The following is a 19570-nucleotide window of genomic DNA, read 5'->3' as shown; positions in this document are numbered from 1 at the left end:
GTACAGTCTTCAGGATCGAAGCCTCGCTACTAAAGTACTCATTGCGCCCCGTGCAACATTTAGTGCCCCTTGAGAACCCGCGTTCGGGGGCGCGTTACGGTGCTCTGAGCGTGAACGCAACAGTGACCGCGCACGGTTCCGGGTGTGCCGCCCCCGTACATCTAGGAGCCGTAAGGGGACGTTGAGGGGTTTCTCCGTCCCCTGAAGGCGCCGAGATAATCAAGGGCACCGTCAGACGTGCCGTGTATCGGAGGCGATTCGCGGGCCCGACCGGCCCCCGTGGGGCAGGGCACGGGCCGTGCCGATCGCGGTCCTTCCTCCTGCTGCCGCAGCCCGGCTCCCCCCGCGGCCGTCTGGAACGTACGCCGGGCCGGCCTCCACCACGGTCAGAGGAGTATCCGTTGGTTGCCCTCAACGGTAGTTCGCGTCTCGGAACAGCAGATTCCATAACCATGCTGGGCCCGGACTTTCCCTTCGCGTACGACGAATGGCTGGCGAGTCCGCACGGCCTCGGCGAAATTCCGGCGGCCGAGTTCGGCACGCCCGTCGCCGTGATCGGGGCGGGGATATCGGGCCTCGTCACCGCGTACGAGCTGATGCGGCTCGGGCTCCGGCCCGTCGTCCACGAGGCGGGCCCGGTCGGCGGGCGCATGCGCTCGGCCGCCTTCGAGAGCCGCCCGGACGCCGTCGCCGAACTCGGCGCCATGCGCTTCCCCGCCTCGGCGACAGCCCTGCGCCACTACATGGACCTGGTCGGCCTGCGCACCCGGCCCTTCCCCAACCCGCTCACCGAAGCCAGCGGCTCCACCGTCGTCGCCCTCGGCGACGACCGGCACTACGCACGGCACCCGGGCGAACTCCCCGACGTCTACCAGGAAGTCGGCATGGCCTGGGACAAGGCCCTCCAGGAGCACGCCGAGCTGTTCGCCATGGACGACGCGATCCGCCGCCGCGACACCGCCGCCATCAAGGCCATCTGGAACCCGCTGGTACGCGCCCTCGACGACCAGTCCTTCTACGGATTCATCGCCCGCTCGCCCGCTTTCCAGTCCTTCAAGTACCGCGAGATATTCGGCCAGGTCGGCTTCGGCGCGGGCGGCTGGGACACCGACTTCCCCAACTCCATCCTGGAGATCCTGCGGGTCGTCTACACCGGCGCGGAGGACGACCACCAGCTCGTCGTGGGCGGCTCCCAGCAGCTGCCGCTGCGCCTGTGGTCCCACGCGCCCGACGACCTCGCACACTGGCCGGCCGGCACCTCCCTGGAGTCGCTGCACCGCGGCGGCCCCCGCGGCGGTGTCGCCCGCCTGGAGCGCGGCGCGCGCGGCATCACCGTCCACGAGCGCGACGGAAGCGCCCACACCTACCCGGTGGCCGTCTTCACCCCGCAGAAGCGGACCCTGGTCACGAACGTCCGCTGCGACCCGGCGCTGCTGCCCACGCCCGTGTGGACAGCCGTGGAGCGCAGCCACTACATGGGCTCGTCCAAGCTCTTCGTCCTCGTCGACCGCCCCTTCTGGCGCGAGCGCGACCCGCGCACCGGCCGCGAGGTGATGAGCACGACCCTCACCGACCGCATGCCCCGGGGCGTCTACCTCTTCGACGAGGGACCCGACCGCCCCGGCGTCATGTGCCTGTCGTACACCTGGAACGACGACTCCCTGAAGATGGCGCCGCTGACCGCGGAGGAGCGCCTGGAGGGCGTCCTCGACGCCCTCGCCGCCATCTACCCGGACGTCGACATCCGCTCCCGCGTCATCGCGCCGCCGCGCACGGTCACCTGGGAGACCGACCCGCACTTCCAGGGCGCCTTCAAGGCGAACCTGCCGGGCCACTACCGGTACCAGCGGCGCCTGTTCACCCACTTCATGCAGGACGGCCTCACCGCGGACCAGCGCGGGTTCTTCCTCGCGGGCGACGACGTGTCCTGGACCGCGGGCTTCGCCGAGGGCGCCGTGACGACAGGGCTCAACGCCTACTGGGGCGTCCTGCGCCATCTCGGCGGCGCCACCCAGCCGCTGAACCCCGGCCCCGGCGACCTGTTCGCCTCGCTCGCGCCGATCGACCTGCCCGAGGACTGAGGGGCCCGGCGGGACCGGCACGAAGAGGGCCCCGGAGCGGTTGCTCCGGGACCCTCTTCGGCGCGTGGTCAGGGTGCCGCACTCACGCCTGCGCGCGTTTCAGGAAGCCGCGTACGCCGATGGCCGCGAACAGCGCGATCGACCCGACGAGCACGATCAGCGTGATCGGCAGCGGTACGTGCTCCACGTTCGGCGACGTCACGGCCCGCATGCCCTCACTGGCGTACGACAGCGGATTGGCGCCGCAGATCACCTGGAACCAGCGCACCTCGTCGAGCGCGACGAGCGGGAACTGCGTCGAGCCCGTGAACAGCAGCGGCATCAGGACGAGCGTGAACATCACGTCGACCTTGTCGCTGTTCACGGACGTCCCCAGGCACAGGCCGATCGACGCCCCGGCGAGCGCGCCGAGCGCGGCGATCCCGAGGGCGGGCACCGTCCGGCTGAGCGGCCACGACAGGTCCAGGAGCACCATGCCGACCGGCGTCATCATCAGCGACGCCACGAATCCGTACAGCGCGCCGAAGAGGATCTTCTCCACGGCCACCAGGCGCAGCGAGATGGGCGAAAGCAGCCGGTCCTCGATCTCCCGCGTGTACGAGAAGTCCACGACGAGCGGCAGTGCCGTGTTCTGCATGCCGCCGAGGAATCCGTTCAGGGCGAGTACACCCGGCAGCAGGACGGAGCTGTAGTCGCCGTCCACATAGCCCGCGTCGCTCAGCAGCACGCCGAACACGAACAGCGTGAAGAACGGCTGGATGATGGCCTGGCCGATGAACGTGGGGAACTGGCGCAGGGCGACGAACACATCGCGCCACATGATGGCGCCGAAGGTGTGTATCTGCCGCGAGGCCGGCGAAGCCTCGGTCCTCGAAGCTGTCGCGGTCGACGCAGTCATCGCAGATTCTTTCCGGTGAGGTGAAGGAAAACGTCTTCCAGGGAGACCTTTCCGATGCCGACATCCGTGACCCGGTAGTCCCGTTCGGAGAGCGCGTCGAGCGCCGGCCGCAGCGCGTCGACCGGCTCGGTGTCCGTGTAGACACGCAGGCGGCACGTGTCCGCGGGTGGCGTCTCCGGGTCGACCTCGTCGACCTGGCGCACCCCCGGCAGGTCCGAGAGCAGCTTCACCACGGGCGCCGGGCCCTGCGCGGAGCGCACCGTGAGGGCGAGTGTCGAGTGCGCGGGCAGCAGCGTGCCGAGGCCCTCGGGGGTGTCGAGGGCGAGCAGGGTGCCCCGGTCCACGATGCCGACGCGGTCGCAGAGCTTGGCGGCCTCGTCCATGTCGTGGGTGGTGACCACCACCGTCACGCCGCGCTCGGACAGCTCCGCGACCCGCTCGTGCACGAACAGGCGCGCCTGCGGGTCGAGTCCGGTCGCCGGCTCGTCGAGGAACAGCACGCTCGGCCGGTGGATCAGGGCCCGCGCGATCATCACGCGCTGCACCTGCCCGCCGGACATGTCGTCGATCTTCGACTTGCGGTAGTCGGCGAGGCCCATCTGCTCCAGCAGCTCGTCGGCCCTGTGTCGCCGCTCCGCGCGCGGGATGCCGTGGTAGGTGGCGTGGAAGAGGAGGTTCTGCCGCACCGAGAGGGAGCGGTCGAGGTTGTTGCGCTGCGGCACCACCGCGAGTACCCGCTTCGCCTCTCTGGGGCGTGCGACGACGTCCACGCCGTCGATCACGACCTCGCCCGAGGTCGGCCGCACCCGGGTGGTCATCATGCCCACCGTCGTGCTCTTCCCCGCGCCGTTGGGGCCGAGCAGGCCGAACACCTCACCTCGGTGCACATCGAAGCTCAGACCGTCGACCACGCGGCGTGCGTTGGCCGCGTACTGTTTCACCAGATTCTCAACCCGGACAGCGTATTCCACGCCGCTGACCCTAGAGGCGGGCGGGAATCCCGAACACCCCTGTATCTGCCCGGCCCTCTCGTCCCGTAGGGGTTTCTTAGGGGTGGGGTCGGCTGCTGTGCGCTGTTACCGTGCAGCGGTATTGTGGGCAAATTTATCTGAAGTGCGCTCAGGGATACGGAGATTGGTTCCCGGGGTTTCCGGGGCCTCCGTGACGCACTTCCAGAATTTTCTCCGCGTACACGGCCGGGGCCACCCCCCGGCCTACAGTCAGGCAATTCTTAAAGCCATCACGGCCGGTGCTACGGAGTGGAACAATGAGCGACTTCGAGGAATTCGCAGCCCATTCTCACCCGGAGGCCCGGCCTCACCCGGAAGTGGAAGCCCCCGCGCACACGGAAGGCCCCGCGCGCACGGAAGGCCTGCGGGCCGCTCTCGACGGCCGTCCGCGCGCCGAGCAGGAGCGGCGCCTGCGCGCCGTGGTCACCGGGGAAGTCGCGGCCGTCCTCGGCGGAGCCGACGGCGACCGCCCGGCAGGTGACCTCTCCCGCCCCTTCCTCGACCTCGGCCTCGACTCCCTGACGGCGGTGGATCTGCACCGCCGTCTCCAGCGCGCCACCGGCCTCAAGTTGCCCGTCACCGCGGTCTTCGACTACCCCACCGCCGACGCCCTCGCCCGCCATCTGCGCGCCGAGCTGTTCGACAGCGCCGACGACACCTACGTCCCCGTGGCCCGCCGCGCCGACGACGAGCCCATCGCCATCGTCGCCATGAGCTGCCGCCTGCCCGGCGGTGTCGAGACCCCCGAGGCGCTCTGGCAGCTGGTCGCCGACGAGGTGGACGCCGTCTCCGGCTTCCCCGCCGACCGCGGCTGGGACCTCACCGCCCTGTACGACACCGACCCCGACCGGCCTGGCACCTCGTACGTCCGCGAGGGCGGCTTCCTGCACGACGCCGGCGAGTTCGACGCGGACTTCTTCGGCCTCTCGCCGCGCGAGGCCCTCGCCACGGACCCGCAGCAGCGCCTGCTGCTCGAAGCGTGCTGGGAGGCCCTGGAGCGCGCGGGCATCGACCCCGCGTCGCTGCGCGACTCCGGCACCGGCGTGTTCGTCGGCGCCGAGACCCAGGAGTACGGGCCGCGCCTCAGCGACGCCGGTGACGGCCTGGAGGGCTACCTCGTCACCGGCACCGCCGCCAGCGTCGCCTCCGGCCGCATCGCCTACACCCTCGGCCTCCAGGGCCCGACCATGACGGTCGACACCGCCTGCTCCTCCTCCCTCGTCGCCCTGCACCTGTCCGTCCAGGCGCTGCGCCAGGGCGAGTGCGCGCTCGCCCTCGCGGGCGGCGTCGTGGTCATGGCCTCGCCCGGTTCCTTCCTGGCCTTCAGCCGCCAGCGCGGCCTCGCGCCCGACGGCCGTTGCAAGCCGTTCGCGCAGGGCGCCGACGGCACGGCGTGGGGCGAGGGCGTGGGCATGCTCGTCCTGGAGCGCCTCTCCGACGCGCGCCGCAACGGGCACAAGGTCCTGGCCGTCGTGCGGGGCTCTGCCGTCAACCAGGACGGCGCCAGCAACGGCCTGACCGCCCCCAACGGACCCTCCCAGCAGCGCGTCATCCGCGCCGCCCTCGCCGACGCGGGCCTCGCGGCCGCCGACGTCGACGCGGTGGAGGCGCACGGCACCGGCACCACCCTCGGCGACCCCATCGAGGCGCAGGCCCTCATCGCCACGTACGGCAAGGGGCGCCCGGCCGACCGTCCGCTGTGGCTGGGCTCGCTGAAGTCCAACGTGGGGCACACGCAGGCCGCCGCCGGTGTCGCCGGAGTCATCAAGATGGTGCAGGCCATGCACCAGGGCGTGCTGCCGAAGACCCTGCACATCGACGAGCCGAGCAGCCACGTGGACTGGTCCGCGGGCGCCGTCGAACTCCTCACGGAGGCCCGGGAGTGGCCCTCGCGCGAGGACGCCCCGCGACGCGCCGGCGTCTCGTCGTTCGGCATGAGCGGTACGAACGCGCACGTCATCCTGGAGCAGGCGCCGTCGGCCTCCAGCACGGCCGACGAGCCGGACGAGGCCGCCCCGGAGGCTGAGGAGCGGTCCGGTGGCTCCGGCGCGCCGTCGGTGACATCCGGCCGGGTGCCGCTGCCCCTGTCCGCGAAGTCCGACGACGCGCTGCGCGCGCAGGCGGCCCGGCTGCGGGAGCGGCTGCTCGCCCGGCCCGCACTCGAACCGCGCGACGTGGCCTGGTCCCTCGCCGCCACCCGCTCCCGCTTCGAGCGCCGCGGCGTGGTCGTCGGGCGCGACCGCGACGAGGTCGTCGCCGGGCTCGAACGGCTCGCGGACGGCGACCTCGCGGCCGGTGGCGTGGTCACGGGCCGCGCCGTCCCCGGGGCGGCCCGCCCGGTGTTCGTCTTCCCCGGCCAGGGCTCGCAGTGGGCCGGGATGGCCCGTGAACTCCTCGACGAATCGCCCGTGTTCGCCGCGCGCATGCGGGAGTGCGCCGACGCCCTCGGCCCGTTCGTGGACTGGGACCTCTTCGACGAGCTGGGCGGCGAGAACTTCGACCGCGTGGACGTCGTGCAGCCCGTCCTGTTCGCCGTGATGGTGTCCCTCGCCGCCGTGTGGCGCGCGGCGGGGGTCGAGCCCGCCGCCGTGGTCGGCCACAGCCAGGGCGAGATCGCCGCCGCGTGCGTCGCCGGCGCGCTGTCCCTGGAGGACGCGGCCTGGGTGGTGGCCCTGCGCAGCCAGGCCATCATCGAACTCTCCGGCCTCGGCGGCATGGTCTCCGTACCGCTGCCCGAGCGGCAGGTCCGCGAGATCCTCGGCCAGTGGGGCGACGACCTGTCCGTGGCCGCGGTCAACGGCCCCGCGCACGTCGTGGTCTCCGGCGCCGCGGCGGCCCTGGAGGAGCTGGTCGCCCAGTGCGTGGCCCGCGACATCCGGGCCCGTACCATCCCCGTCGACTACGCCTCGCACTCCGCGCACGTCGAAGCCATCGAGGAGCACCTGGAGCGGGTCCTCGCCCCGGTCGCGCCCCGCACGCCCGACGTGCCGCTGTACTCCACGCTCACCGGCGACTGGCTGACCGACGACACCCTCATGGACGCGGGCTACTGGTACCGCAACCTGCGCCAGACCGTCCTGTTCGAGCACGCCACGCGTGGCCTGCTCGCCGAGGGCCACGGTCTGTTCCTGGAGATGAGCCCCCACCCGGTCCTCACCGTCCCGGTGCAGGCCACCATCGACGCCACCGAAAGCCAGGCCGCCACCCTCGGCTCCCTGCGCCGCGACGAGGGCGGCGCCGACCGCCTCACGGCATCGCTCGCCGAAGCCCACGTCCACGGCGCCGAACTCGACTGGCGGGCCCTCCTCCCCGGCCGGCGCACCGTCGTGGACCTGCCCACCTACCCCTTCCAGCGCCGCCACTACTGGCTGACCGAGGAGCGGGCCGACGGCGGTACGCCGCTCGCCGCCGCCACGGACGAGGCCGAGGCCCGCTTCTGGGAGGCCGTCGAGCGCGAGGACGTCGACGAACTGTCCGCCACCCTCGGGGACGTGGCACAGGGCGCCCTCAGCGAGGTCCTGCCCGGCCTGTCCGCATGGCGGCGGCAGCGCCGCGAACGCTCCACCATCGACGCCTGGCGCTACCGCGCCACCTGGCAGCCGCTGCCCGGCGGTACGCTGCCCCCCGCCCGCCTGTCCGGGCCGTGGCTCGTCGTCCTCCCCGAAAGCGCGCGCGAACACCCGTGGGCGGCGGGGGTCACCGAGGCGCTCACGGCGGCCGGCGCGGAGCCCGTCCTCCTGCGCCTGGCCGCCGACGAGGCGACACGGGACCACCTCGCGGAGAGGCTGAACCAGGCGACGGAGGGCGGCGCGGCGGCGCCCGCCGGCGTCCTCTCGCTGCTCGGCCTCGACGAGTCCCCCCTCGACGGGTACGAAGCCGTACCCGCAGGCGTCGCGGCCACCCTCGCCCTCGTCCAGGCCCTCGGCGACACCGGAGCCGAGGCACGGCTGTGGGCCCTCACCCGGGGAGCCGTCTCGACGGGCCGCAGCGACCGCCTCGACCACCCCCTCCAGGCGCACCTGTGGGGCCTCGGCCGGGTCGTCGCCCTGGAACACCCCGACCGCTGGGGCGGGCTCATCGACCTGCCCCGCGACCACGACGCGCGAGCGGGCACCCGGCTCACCGCCCTCCTGGCCGCCGCCCGCGACGGCGGCGACGAGGACCAGCTCGCCGTACGCGGCTCCGGCGTCTTCGCACGCCGCCTCGTCAGGGGCGAGGCGTCCGGCGCCGACCTCACCCGCGCCACCCGCTGGACACCGCGCGGCACCGTCCTCGTCACCGGCGGCACGGGCGCGCTCGGCGGGCACGTGGCGCGCTGGCTGGCCCGCGAGGGCGCCGAGCACCTCGTCCTCACCAGCCGCCGCGGCCCCGACGCGCCCGGCGCCACGGAACTCCGTACCGAACTGGAGCAGTCAGGGGTCCGCGTGACCCTCGCGGCCTGCGACGTCGCCGACCGTGACGCGCTCGCCCGCGTCCTCGACGAGATCCCCGCCGACGCCCCGCTCACCGCCGTCATCCACACGGCGGGCGTACTCGACGACGGTGTGCTCGACGCGCTCACCCCCGCGCGCCTCGACGGCGTGCTGCGCCCCAAGTCCCCTGCGGCCACCGCCCTGCACGACCTCACCCGCGACCTCGACCTGGACGCGTTCGTCCTCTACTCCTCGGCGTCCGGCGCGCTCGGCAACGCGGGCCAGGCCAACTACGCGGCCGCCAACGCCTATCTCGACGCCCTCGCCGAACAGCGCCGCGCCGACGGCCTTCCCGCCACCTCCGTCGCCTGGGGCACCTGGGACGGCGCCGGGCTCGCCGACACAGCCGTACGCGCCGACCGGTCTCGCCGCGACGGCATGCCGCCGATGCCGCCCGAGCCGGCCGTCGCCGCCCTGCGGGACGCGGTCGAGCGCGGCGACGCCACTGTCCTCGTCGCCGCCGTCGACTGGGACACCTTCCTGCCCGGTTTCCTCGCGGCCCGCCCCAACCGGCTCTTCGACACGCTCCCCGAGGTACGGCAGCGGTCCGCCGACCCCGCTTCCCCCGAGGCACCCGCCGACCACACCGCCACCGGCCCGGACTGGCTGCGCCGGCTCGCCCCGCTCCCCGGCGCCGAACGCGGCACCGCCCTCCTCACCTTCGTCCGCGCCCAGGCGGCCGCCGTCCTCGGCCACTCCTCGCCCGAGGCCGTCGACCCGGCCCGCGCCTTCCGTGAACTCGGCTTCGACTCGCTCACCGCCGTCGAGCTGCGCAACCGCGTCCAGGCCGCCACCGGCCTGCGCCTGCCCGCGTCCCTGGTCTTCGACTACCCCAACTCCGCCGTGCTCGCCGCCTACTTGAGCGAGGAGGCGTTCGGCTCCACGCCGGAGCCCGACGCTCTGCCCGCGCCGGTGGCCCCCGCCGCCGACGCCGACGGTGACCCCATCGCGATCGTGTCGATGAGCTGCCGCTTCCCCGGCGACGTCCGCTCGCCCGAGGACCTGTGGCGCCTCGTCGCCGAGGGCCGCGACGCCATGGGCGAGTTCCCCGCCGACCGGGGCTGGGACCTCGCGGAGCTGTACGACCCGGACCCCGACCGGGCGGGCAAGAGCTACGTCCGCGAGGGCGGCTTCCTGCCGGACGCGGGCGAGTTCGACGCGGACTTCTTCGGCATCTCGCCGCGCGAGGCCCTCGCCATGGACCCGCAGCAGCGCCAGCTCATGGAGACCTCCTGGGAGCTGTTCGAACGCGCGGGCATCGACCCGACGACCCTGCGCGGCACCCGCGCGGGCGTCTTCGTCGGCTCCAACGGCGACGACTACATCTCCCGCATGGCCACCGTCCCCCAGGACATCGAGAGCCACGTCCTCACCGGCAACGCCGTGAGCGTCATGTCCGGCCGCCTCTCGTACGCGTTCGGCCTCGAAGGCCCGGCGGTGACCGTCGACACGGCCTGCTCGGCCTCCCTCGTGGCCCTGCACCTGGCCGCGCAGGCGCTGCGCCAAGGCGAGTGCGACATGGCCCTCGCGGGCGGCGTCACCGTGATGGCGTCACCCGACACCTTCGTCCAGTTCAGCCGCCAGCGCGGACTCGCCGCCGACGGCCGCTGCAAGGCCTTCGCCGAGGCCGCGGACGGCACCGGCTGGGGCGAGGGCGTGGGCCTGCTCCTGCTGGAGCGCCTGTCGGACGCGCGCCGCAAGGGCCACCAAATCCTCGCGGTCGTACGGGGCTCCGCCGTCAACCAGGACGGGGCCAGCAACGGCCTGACCGCTCCCAACGGGCCGTCCCAGCAGCGTGTCATCCGTGCCGCGCTGGCCAACGCCGGTCTGTCTACCGGTGACGTGGACGCCGTGGAGGCCCACGGCACGGGCACGACCCTGGGCGACCCCATCGAGGCCCAGGCCCTCCTCGCTACTTACGGCCAGGACCGGCCCGCGGACCAGCCGCTGCTCCTCGGCTCGGTGAAGTCCAACATCGGCCACACCCAGGCCGCCGCCGGTGTCGCGGGCGTCATCAAGATGGTCATGGCCATGCGCGAGGGCGTGCTGCCGCCGACGCTGCACGTGGATCGGCCGAGCACGCACGTGGACTGGTCGGCGGGTGCCGTCGAACTCCTGACGGAGGCCCGGGAGTGGGCCTCGCGCGAGGACGCCCCGCGCCGGGCGGGTGTCTCCTCCTTCGGCGTGAGCGGCACCAACGCTCACGTGATCGTGGAGCAGGCCCCTGCGTCCGAGGAGCCCGCAGCGGTCGCGGAGCCGGTCGCTCCGGTCACGGCCGTGCCGTGGCTGGTCTCGGGCCGCAGTGAGGAGGCCCTGCGGGCGCAGGCCGAGCGGCTGCGCGAGTACGCCGACGGTGGCCCCGACCCCGTCGACATCGGCTGGTCGCTCCTCTCGGCCCGAGCCGTACACGAGCACCGGGCGGTCGTCCTGGGGCACACCCGGGAAGACCTGCTGGCCGGGCTGGACGCGGTGACCTCCGGCGGTCGCGGGGCCGTCATGGGCTCGGTCGTGCAGGGCCGCCTCGGGGTGGTCTTCACCGGTCAGGGCAGCCAGCGGATCGGTATGGGCCGCGAGCTGTACGAGACGTTCCCTGTCTTCGCCGATGCGCTGGACGAGGTCTGCTCTCATCTCGACCAGTGGATAGAACGTTCGCTCCAGAGCGTGATGTTCGGTACGGACGTGGAGCTGCTTGAGCAGACGGGCTATGCGCAGCCCGCGTTGTTCGCCGTCGAGGTGGCTTTGTTCCGCTTGGCGGAGTCCTTCGGCGTGCGTCCTGAGATCGTCGGTGGTCACTCCATCGGTGAGCTGGCGGCTGCGTACGTGGCCGGGTTGTGGTCGCTTGAGGATGCGGCTCAACTGGTGGCTGCGCGGGGTCGGTTGATGCAGGCCCTGCCCGAGGGCGGCGGCATGCTGGCCGTGCAGGCCACGGAAGCGGATGTCCTGCCGTTGCTCGACGGGATCGCTGATCGTGTGGGTGTGGCCGCCGTCAACGGTCCGGCGCAGCTGGTGTTGTCCGGTGACCGAGCGGTCCTGGAAGGCCTGGAGCACACGCTTCGCGAGCAGGGCCGGAAGGTGAAGTGGCTGAAGGTGTCGCACGCCTTCCACTCGCCGTTGATGGAGCCCGCCCTTGACGCCTTCCGCCAGGTCGCGGCCAAGCTGACGTACCAGGATCCGACGTTGGCGGTGGTCTCCAACCTCACCGGTGAGCTGGCCGATGCCGTAGAGCTGAAGGACCCGGAGTACTGGGTCCGCCACATCAGGGAGGCCGTGCGCTACCACGACGGCCTGAAGGCGCTGGCTGAACAGGGTGTTTCGACCCTCCTGGAGCTGGGCCCGGATGCCGTCCTGACGGCGATGGCGCACGACACGCTCACCGAGCCCGCCGCGCAGGCGGGCCTGATAGCCGCCACGCGCAAGGACCGCCCCGAGCCGGACGCGTTCCTGACGGCCCTCGCGCAGCTGCACGTACGCGGTGTCAGCGTCGACTGGACCCCGGTGTACGCCCCGGTCGAGTCCCGGCGCCGCGTCGAGCTGCCGACGTACGCCTTCCAGCGTGACCACTACTGGCTGGACCTCACGGAGTTCGCCGAGGCCCCTGTGGGCGGGGGCGACGTGGACGAGGTGGAGGCCCGGTTCTGGGAGGCCGTGGAGCGCGAGGACCTGGAGTCGCTGAGCGCCGAACTGGGCGGCGGTGCCGACGGCGGGGCGCTGGGTGACGTGCTTCCGGTCCTGTCGTCCTGGCGGCGGCAGCGTCGCGAGACCTCGACCGTCGGCCGATGGCGGTACCAGGAGTCGTGGAAGCCCCTGACGGGCCTCGCCCCGGCGGCCCACGACGGCACGTGGTGGGTGGTCACGCCCGCCGACGAGGACGCGTACCCGTGGGTGGCGGCGGCCGTCGCCGGCCTGGAGGAGCGCGGCGCGCGCGTGGTCCGGATCGCGGTGAGCCGTGACGAGGCCGGCCGCGAGGCGCTGGGCCACAAGCTCCGCGAACTCCTCGACGCGCGAGGCGAGTCGGGCCACCCGCGAGGCGTGCTGTCACTGCTCGCTCTCGACGACAGCGAGGGCTCCGCCCACCCGACCGTGTCCGTCGGGCTCGAAGGGGCGCTCGCCCTCCTCCAGGCCCTGGGTGACGCCGACGTGGCGGCGCCCCTGTGGGCTGCCACGTGCGGCGCGGTGACCACCGGCCGCTCGGACCGCCTGACCGCACCGGCGCAGGCGCCCGTGTGGGGCATGGGCCGCGTCGCCGCCCTGGAGCAGCCCCAGCGCTGGGGCGGCCTGGTCGACCTGCCGCCGCACCCCGACGAGCGGGCGCGGCTGCGCCTCGCCGACACCCTCGGCGCCGCGGCGGGCGAGGACCAGCTGGCGGTGCGCGGTTCGGGAGTGTTCGTACGACGCCTCGTACGCGCGGCGGCCGACGACAGGCCGGCGGGGGAGTGGACGCCGAGCGGCACGGTCCTCGTCACGGGCGGCACGGGCGCGCTCGGCGGGCACGTGGCGCGCTGGCTGGCGCGCGCGGGTGCCGAACACCTCGTCCTGACGAGCCGCCGCGGCCCCGACGCCCCCGGCGCGGCCGAACTGCGCGCCGAGCTGGAGGAGTCGGGCGTACGCGTGACCGTCGCGGCCTGCGACGCGGCCGACCGGGACGCCCTCGCGCGGCTCCTGGCGGAGATCCCGGAGGACGCGCCCCTGACCGGTGTGTTCCACACGGCGGGCGTCCTCGACGACGGCGTGCTCGACGGCCTCACCGCCGAGCGGTTCGCGACCGTCTTCCGGCCGAAGGTCCGCGCGGCCCTGAACCTGCACGAGCTGACGCGCGACAACGAGCACCTCACGGCGTTCGTGCTGTTCTCGTCCGTCGCGGGCTCGATGGGCATCGGCGGACAGGGCAACTACGCGGCGGCCAACGCCTTCCTCGACGCCTTCGCCGCCCATCGCCGCGGCCTCGGCCTGCCCGCCCTGTCCCTGGCCTGGGGCCCGTGGGCCGGTGGCGGCATGGCGGCCGACGGCGGAGTGGTGGAACGGCGCGTACGGGACAGCGGCATGCCCGCGATGGAACCGGACCTCGCCGTCGCCGCCATGGCCGCCGCGCTCGCGGCCACGGCCACCCCGGGCGCCGCCGCCACGGTCACCCTCGCCGACGTCGTCTGGGACCGGTACGCGCCGAGCTACGCGGCAGCACGCCCCTGCCACCTGTTCGACCAGCTCCTCGCGACCGACCCGGCCGGCAAGCCGACGGCCGGGCCGGAGCGGGCGCGGGCCGCGGACCCCTCCACGGCCTCGCTCACCGAGCGGCTCGCGGCCCTGCCCGCGGGGGAGCGGGAGCGGGCGGTCCTCGACCTCGTACGCGACCGCGTGGCCACCGTCCTCGGCTACCCCGCGGGCAAGACCGTGGACGCCGCCCGCCCCTTCAAGGACCTGGGCTTCGACTCGCTGACGGCGGTCGAACTGCGCAACCTCGTCGGCGCCGCCAGCGGACTCCACCTGCCGGCCACCCTCGTCTTCGACCACCCGACCCCGGCGGCCCTCGCCGCGCACCTGCGCGGCGAACTCCTCGGCGGTCTCGCGCCCGACACCGCCGAAGGACCGGCCGCCGCCCCGGCGGCAGCGAGCACGCCGGACGACGGCGACCCGATCGTGATCGTGTCGATGAGCTGCCGCTTCCCCGGCGGCGTCCGCTCGCCCGAGGAGCTGTGGCGGCTGCTGCGCGACGGCGGGGACGCCATCGGGGACATGCCGGACGACCGCGGCTGGAACGTGGCGGAGCTGTACCACCCCGACCCCGACCACCCCGGCACCAGCTACGTCCGCGAGGGCGGCTTCCTCCACGACGCGGCCGACTTCGACGCGGACTTCTTCGGCATCTCGCCGCGCGAGGCGCTGACCATGGACCCGCAGCAGCGCCTGCTCCTGGAGACCGCGTGGGAGGCCTTCGAGCGGGCGGGCATCGACCCGGCGACCCTGCGCGGCAGCCGCACCGGCGTCTTCTCCGGCACCAACGGCCAGGACTACGAGCACGTCCTGCGCACCACCCCCGACCGGGGCGAGGGCTACCTCGGCACCGGCAACGCGGCGAGCGTCGTCTCCGGCCGCCTCTCGTACGCGTTCGGCCTCGAAGGCCCGGCGGTCACGGTCGACACGGCGTGCTCGTCCTCCCTCGTCGCGCTGCACCTGGCGGCGCAGGCGCTGCGCCAGGGCGAGTGCGACCTGGCCCTGGCGGGCGGCGTCACGGTGATGTCCACGCCGGACACCTTCGTGGAGTTCAGCCGCCAGCGCGGCCTGGCGACAGACGGCCGCTGCAAGGCCTTCGCGGAGGCCGCGGACGGCACGGGCTGGGGCGAGGGCGCGGGCCTGCTCCTGCTGGAGCGCCTGTCGGACGCGCGCCGCAAGGGCCACGAGGTCCTCGCGGTCGTACGGGGCTCCGCCGTCAACCAGGACGGCGCCAGCAACGGCCTGACCGCCCCCAACGGCCCGTCCCAGCAGCGCGTCATCCGCGCGGCCCTGGCCAATGCCGGTCTGGCCGCCGGTGACGTCGACGCCGTGGAGGCCCACGGCACGGGCACGACCCTCGGTGACCCGATCGAGGCGCAGGCCCTCCTCGCCACCTACGGCCAGGAGCGTCCCGCCGAACGGCCGTTGTGGCTGGGCTCCATCAAGTCCAACATCGGCCACACGCAGGCCGCCGCCGGTGTCGCGGGCGTCATCAAGATGGTTCTCGCCATGCGCGAAGAGGTCCTGCCACCGACGCTGCACGTCGACAGCCCCAGCTCGCACGTCGACTGGTCGGTGGGTGCCGTCGAACTCCTGACGGAGGCCCGGGAGTGGGCCTCGCGCGAGGATGCCCCGCGCCGGGCGGGAGTCTCGTCGTTCGGTGTGAGCGGTACGAACGCCCACGTGATCGTGGAGCAGGCCCCCGTCGAGGAGCCCGCGCAGGCCGTCGCTCCGGTCACGGCCGTGCCGTGGCTGGTGTCGGGCCGCAGCGAAGAGGCCCTGTGGGCGCAGGCCGAGCGGCTGCGCGCGTACGTCGGCGCCCAGGACCTCGACCCCGTCGACGTGGGCTGGTCGCTGCTCTCGGGGCGTGCCGTGCACGAGCACCGGGCGGTGGTGTTCGGCCGCGAGCGGGACGAGTTCCTGACCGGCCTCGACACACTCGTGCCGGGTTCGGTCGTCGACGGCCGCCTGGGGGTGCTCTTCACCGGTCAGGGCAGCCAGCGGGTCGGGATGGGGCGTGAGTTGTACGAGACGTTCCCTGTCTTCGCGGATGCGCTGGACGAGGTCTGCTCTCATCTCGACCAGTGGATAGAACGTTCGCTCCAGAGCGTGATGTTCGGTGCGGATGCGGAGCTGCTTGAGCAGACCGCCTACGCGCAGCCCGCCCTGTTCGCGATGGAAGTCGCCCTTTATCGCTTGGCGGAGTCCTTCGGGGTGCGGCCGGAGGTCGTGGGCGGTCACTCGATCGGTGAGCTGGCGGCTGCGTATGTGGCCGGGTTGTGGTCGCTTGAAGATGCGGCCCGACTGGTGGCTGCGCGTGGCCGGTTGATGCAGGCCCTGCCCGAGGGCGGGGCGATGCTGGCCGTGCAGGCCACGGAGGCCGAGGTCGCGCCGCTGCTGGCGGATGTGTCGGACCGCGTGGGCGTGGCGGCGGTGAACGGCCCGGCGCAGCTGGTGCTCTCCGGCGACCGCGCGGCGCTGGAAGGCCTGGAGCACACGCTTCGCGAGCAGGGCCGGAAGGTGAAGTGGCTGAAGGTGTCGCATGCCTTCCACTCGCCGTTGATGGAGCCGGTTCTCGCGGACTTCCGTAAGGTTGCCAGCGGACTGACGTACGGGGAGTTGAGCCTGCCGGTCGTCTCGAACGTCACCGGTGCGCTGGCCGATCCCGCCGAGATGAGGGATCCCGAGTACTGGGTGCGGCACGTCCGCGAGGCGGTCCGTTTCCACGACGGGTTGAGGGCCCTGGCTGGTCAGGGCGTCACGACGTTCCTGGAGCTGGGACCGGACGCCGTGCTCACGGCCATGGCGCACGACACCCTCACCGAGCCGGAGGAGCAGGCCGGGCTTGTCGCGGCCGTGCGCAGGGACCGCGCGGAGCCGGACATGTTCCTGGCCGCCCTCGCGCAGCTGCACGTACGCGGAGCCGAGGTCGACTGGACGCCGCTCTACGCGCCGGTCGAGACGCGGCGCCGCGTCGATCTGCCGACGTACGCGTTCCAGCACCGGCGCTACTGGCCGCGTCCGGCCGTGGGCGCGGCGGGGGACGTGGCGGCGACCGGTCTTGTCGCGGCGGGGCACCCGCTGTTGGGTGCGGCGGTGCCGCTGGCCGGTGGCGACGGGTATCTGCTGGCCGGGCGTCTGTCGCTGGCCACGCATCCGTGGCTGGCGGATCACGCGGTGGCGGGCCGGGTGCTGCTGCCCGGCACGGCGTTCGTGGAGCTGGCGGTGCGGGCCGGTGACGAGGTCGGCTGCGGGGTGCTTGAGGAGCTGACGCTGGCGTCGCCGTTGGTGCTGCCGGAGCGTGGTGCCGTACAGCTCCAGGTCGGCGTCGGGGCCGAGGACGCGGACGGGCGCTTCCCGGTGACCGTGCACTCCCGCGACGAGCAGGACCCCGAAGGGCCGTGGACCCGGCACGCGTCCGGATTCCTGAGCGCGGTGGCGGACGCGGCGGAGCCCGAGGGCCTGACCGTCTGGCCCCCGCGTGACGCGGAGCCGATCGCCGACGCGGCCTCCCTGTACGACCGGCTCGCCGGGACGGGGTACGGCTACGGGCCGGTGTTCCAGGGGCTGAGGGCCGCCTGGCGGCGCGGCGGCGAGGTGTTCGCCGAGGTCGCGCTGCCGGAGGAGCAGGCGGCGGACGCCACGGCGTTCGGCCTGCACCCGGCCGTCCTCGACGCGGCGCTGCACGCCACCCTCCTCCTGGACGAGGAGCGGCAGGGCATCGGCCTGCCGTTCGCCTGGAGCGGGGTCCGGCTGTACCGGGCGGGCGCCGCGACGGTCCGCGTACGGCTGGCCGGTACGGGCACGGACGCCGTGTCCCTGACCCTCGCGGACCAGAGTGGCCAGGTGGTCGCCACCGTCGACTCGCTGGTGTCGCGCCCGGTCCCGGCCGAGCAGCTCGGCGGCGGCGCGGTGCACGACTCGATGTTCCACGTGGAGTGGAAGCCGCAGGCCGTGGCGGCGGCCGTCGAGCCTGTGCCGTACGTGTCGTACGAGGAGTTGGACGCTGGGGAGTCTGTTCCGGCTGCGGTGGTGTGGCGAGCCGGTAGCTCTGAGCTGGGGCCCGAGGCGGTGTCGGCGCGGTTGGCCGAGGCGTTGGGGGTGGTGCAGGGCTGGCTGGCCGATGAGCGCCTTGAGGCCTCGCGCCTCGTCGTCGTGACGCGCGGCGCGGTCGCCGCCGACGGCACGGACGGCATCCTCGATCCCGCGGGCGCCGCCGTCTGGGGGCTGGTGCGGTCCGCGCAGGTCGAACACCCGGGACGGTTCGTCCTGGTGGACATCGACACGGACATCGACGAGGGTACCGACGCGGAGATCGACGCGGAGATCGACGCCGCCGTGCTCGGTGCCGTCCTGGCGTCGGGCGAGCCCGAGGCCGCCGTGCGGTGCGGCGCGGTGCGGGTGCCCCGCCTGACGAAGGTCACCGCCGCCCCGGCCGGGGCGGACGCCTCGCCGTGGGGCGAGGGCTCCGTCCTGGTCACGGGCGCCTTCGGCGGCCTGGGCCGCCTGGTGACCCGGCACCTGGCCGAACACCACGGCGTCCGCGACCTGCTCCTCGTCTCCCGCAGGGGCGAGGCGGCGGCCGGAGCCGGAGAACTGCGCGACGAACTCCAGGCACTGGGTACGAAGGTCACGGTGGCCGCGTGCGATGTGGCCGACCGGGACGCCGTGGCCGCGCTCCTCGACGAGCGTGGCGCGGACCTGTCGGCCGTGGTGCACGTGGCGGGCGTCCTGGACGACGGCGTGGTCACGTCCCTGACGCCCGAGCGTGTGGACGCGGTGCTGCGGCCCAAGGCGGACGCGGCCCTGCACCTGCACGAGCTGACCGCGGACCTGGACCTGTCCGCCTTCGTCCTGTTCTCCTCCGCCGCCGGAGTCCTCGGCAGCCCGGGCCAGGCCAACTACGCGGCCGCCAACTGCTTCCTGGACGCCCTCGCGGCCACCCGCCGCGCCCAGGGCCTCCCGGCGGCCTCACTCGCCTGGGGCGTATGGGCCGAGGCGAGCGAGATGACGGAAGCCCTCGGGGACGCGGACCTGCGCCGCATGGCGCGCGGAGGCGTCGCCCCGCTGTCCACGCGGGAGGGCCTCGGACTCCTGGACGCCGCCGTGGCCCTGACCGGGCCCGACGCGCCCGCGGTGCTCGTCCCGCTGCGCCTGGACACCGCGTCCCTGCGCGCCTCCGCCGGACCCGACGGCGTACAGCCGGTGTTCTCCGACCTCGTCCGCACCCCGGCCCGCAGGACCGACAGGGCGCTCGCGCGCTCCGGGAGCGTGGCGGAGGCACCCGGCACGGGCCCCGCGCTCGTCCGGGAATTGGCGGGGCTTTCCGGAGCGGAACGCGAGCGGGCCCTCCTCGATGCCGTACGCGGTAATGTGGCGGCGGTGCTCGGGCATTCCGGGCCCGAAGCAATAGGCGCCACCCGGGGATTCCTGGAACTGGGGGTCGACTCGCTCACCGCGGTGGAACTCCGGAATAGGCTGAACTCCCTTTCCGGGTTGCGGCTCCCGGCGACGCTCATCTTCGACTACCCGTCGCCCGCGGCGCTCGCCGCCCACCTGGACGAGAGCCTGCCGCGCGCCGGCGGCGCCGGGGACGGCGCCGCGGGACCGCGGTTCGGCGGGGTCGCCGCCGAGCTGGCGGGCCTGGAAGCGGCCCTGGCCACGGGCCCGCTGGCGGACGCCGAGCGGACGGCCGTACGCGGCAGGCTGCGGGCGCTGCTCGGCAAGCTGGACGCCGGGGAGCCGGGCGCGCCCGACACGGCCGGCATCGCGGAACAGCTGGAGGAAGCCGACGACGACGACATGTTCGACTTCATCGACAATGAACTCGGTGTTTCCTGACCGCTGGTCGCGGTAATGCGCGGAAATTCATAAAGGGGCCCGTAGGGGGAGGGTAGGGGT

General features: G+C 73.6%; 4 protein-coding genes. 2 read left to right on the top strand and 2 right to left on the bottom strand.

The genetic code is table 11. The features are described from left to right. Nucleotides 1-452: 452 nt before the first annotated feature. The gene (locus AC07GB_RS15155; protein WP_478845396.1) at nt 453-2081 is read left to right on the top strand and encodes a flavin monoamine oxidase family protein; all 1629 of its coding nucleotides are present in this window, start codon (nt 453-455) and stop codon (nt 2079-2081) included. A gap of 82 nt (nt 2082-2163) precedes the next feature. Here AC07GB_RS15155 and AC07GB_RS15150 read toward each other — a convergent pair whose 3' ends face one another. Next, entirely contained in the window at nt 2164-2979 is an 816-nt protein-coding gene (locus AC07GB_RS15150; protein ID WP_478845394.1) for an ABC transporter permease, read from the bottom strand. After that, nucleotides 2976-3920, bottom strand: coding sequence for an ABC transporter ATP-binding protein (locus tag AC07GB_RS15145; protein ID WP_478845392.1), 945 nt, complete (start codon nt 3918-3920; stop codon nt 2976-2978). The genes AC07GB_RS15150 and AC07GB_RS15145 overlap by 4 nt, the downstream gene beginning before the upstream one ends. A 326-nt stretch (nt 3921-4246) precedes the next feature. On the opposite strand from AC07GB_RS15145, the gene AC07GB_RS15140 reads away from it, so the two are divergent. Then, a complete protein-coding gene (locus tag AC07GB_RS15140) occupies nt 4247-19510 on the top strand; it encodes a type I polyketide synthase (protein WP_478845390.1) in 15264 nt (5087 codons plus the stop codon). Nucleotides 19511-19570 lie beyond the last annotated feature (60 nt).

It is taken from the genome of Streptomyces sp. NPDC045778 (assembly GCF_056431945.1).
The sequence above is the reverse complement of the archived record's forward strand: the minus strand, read 5'-3'. Positions and strand labels throughout refer to the sequence as shown.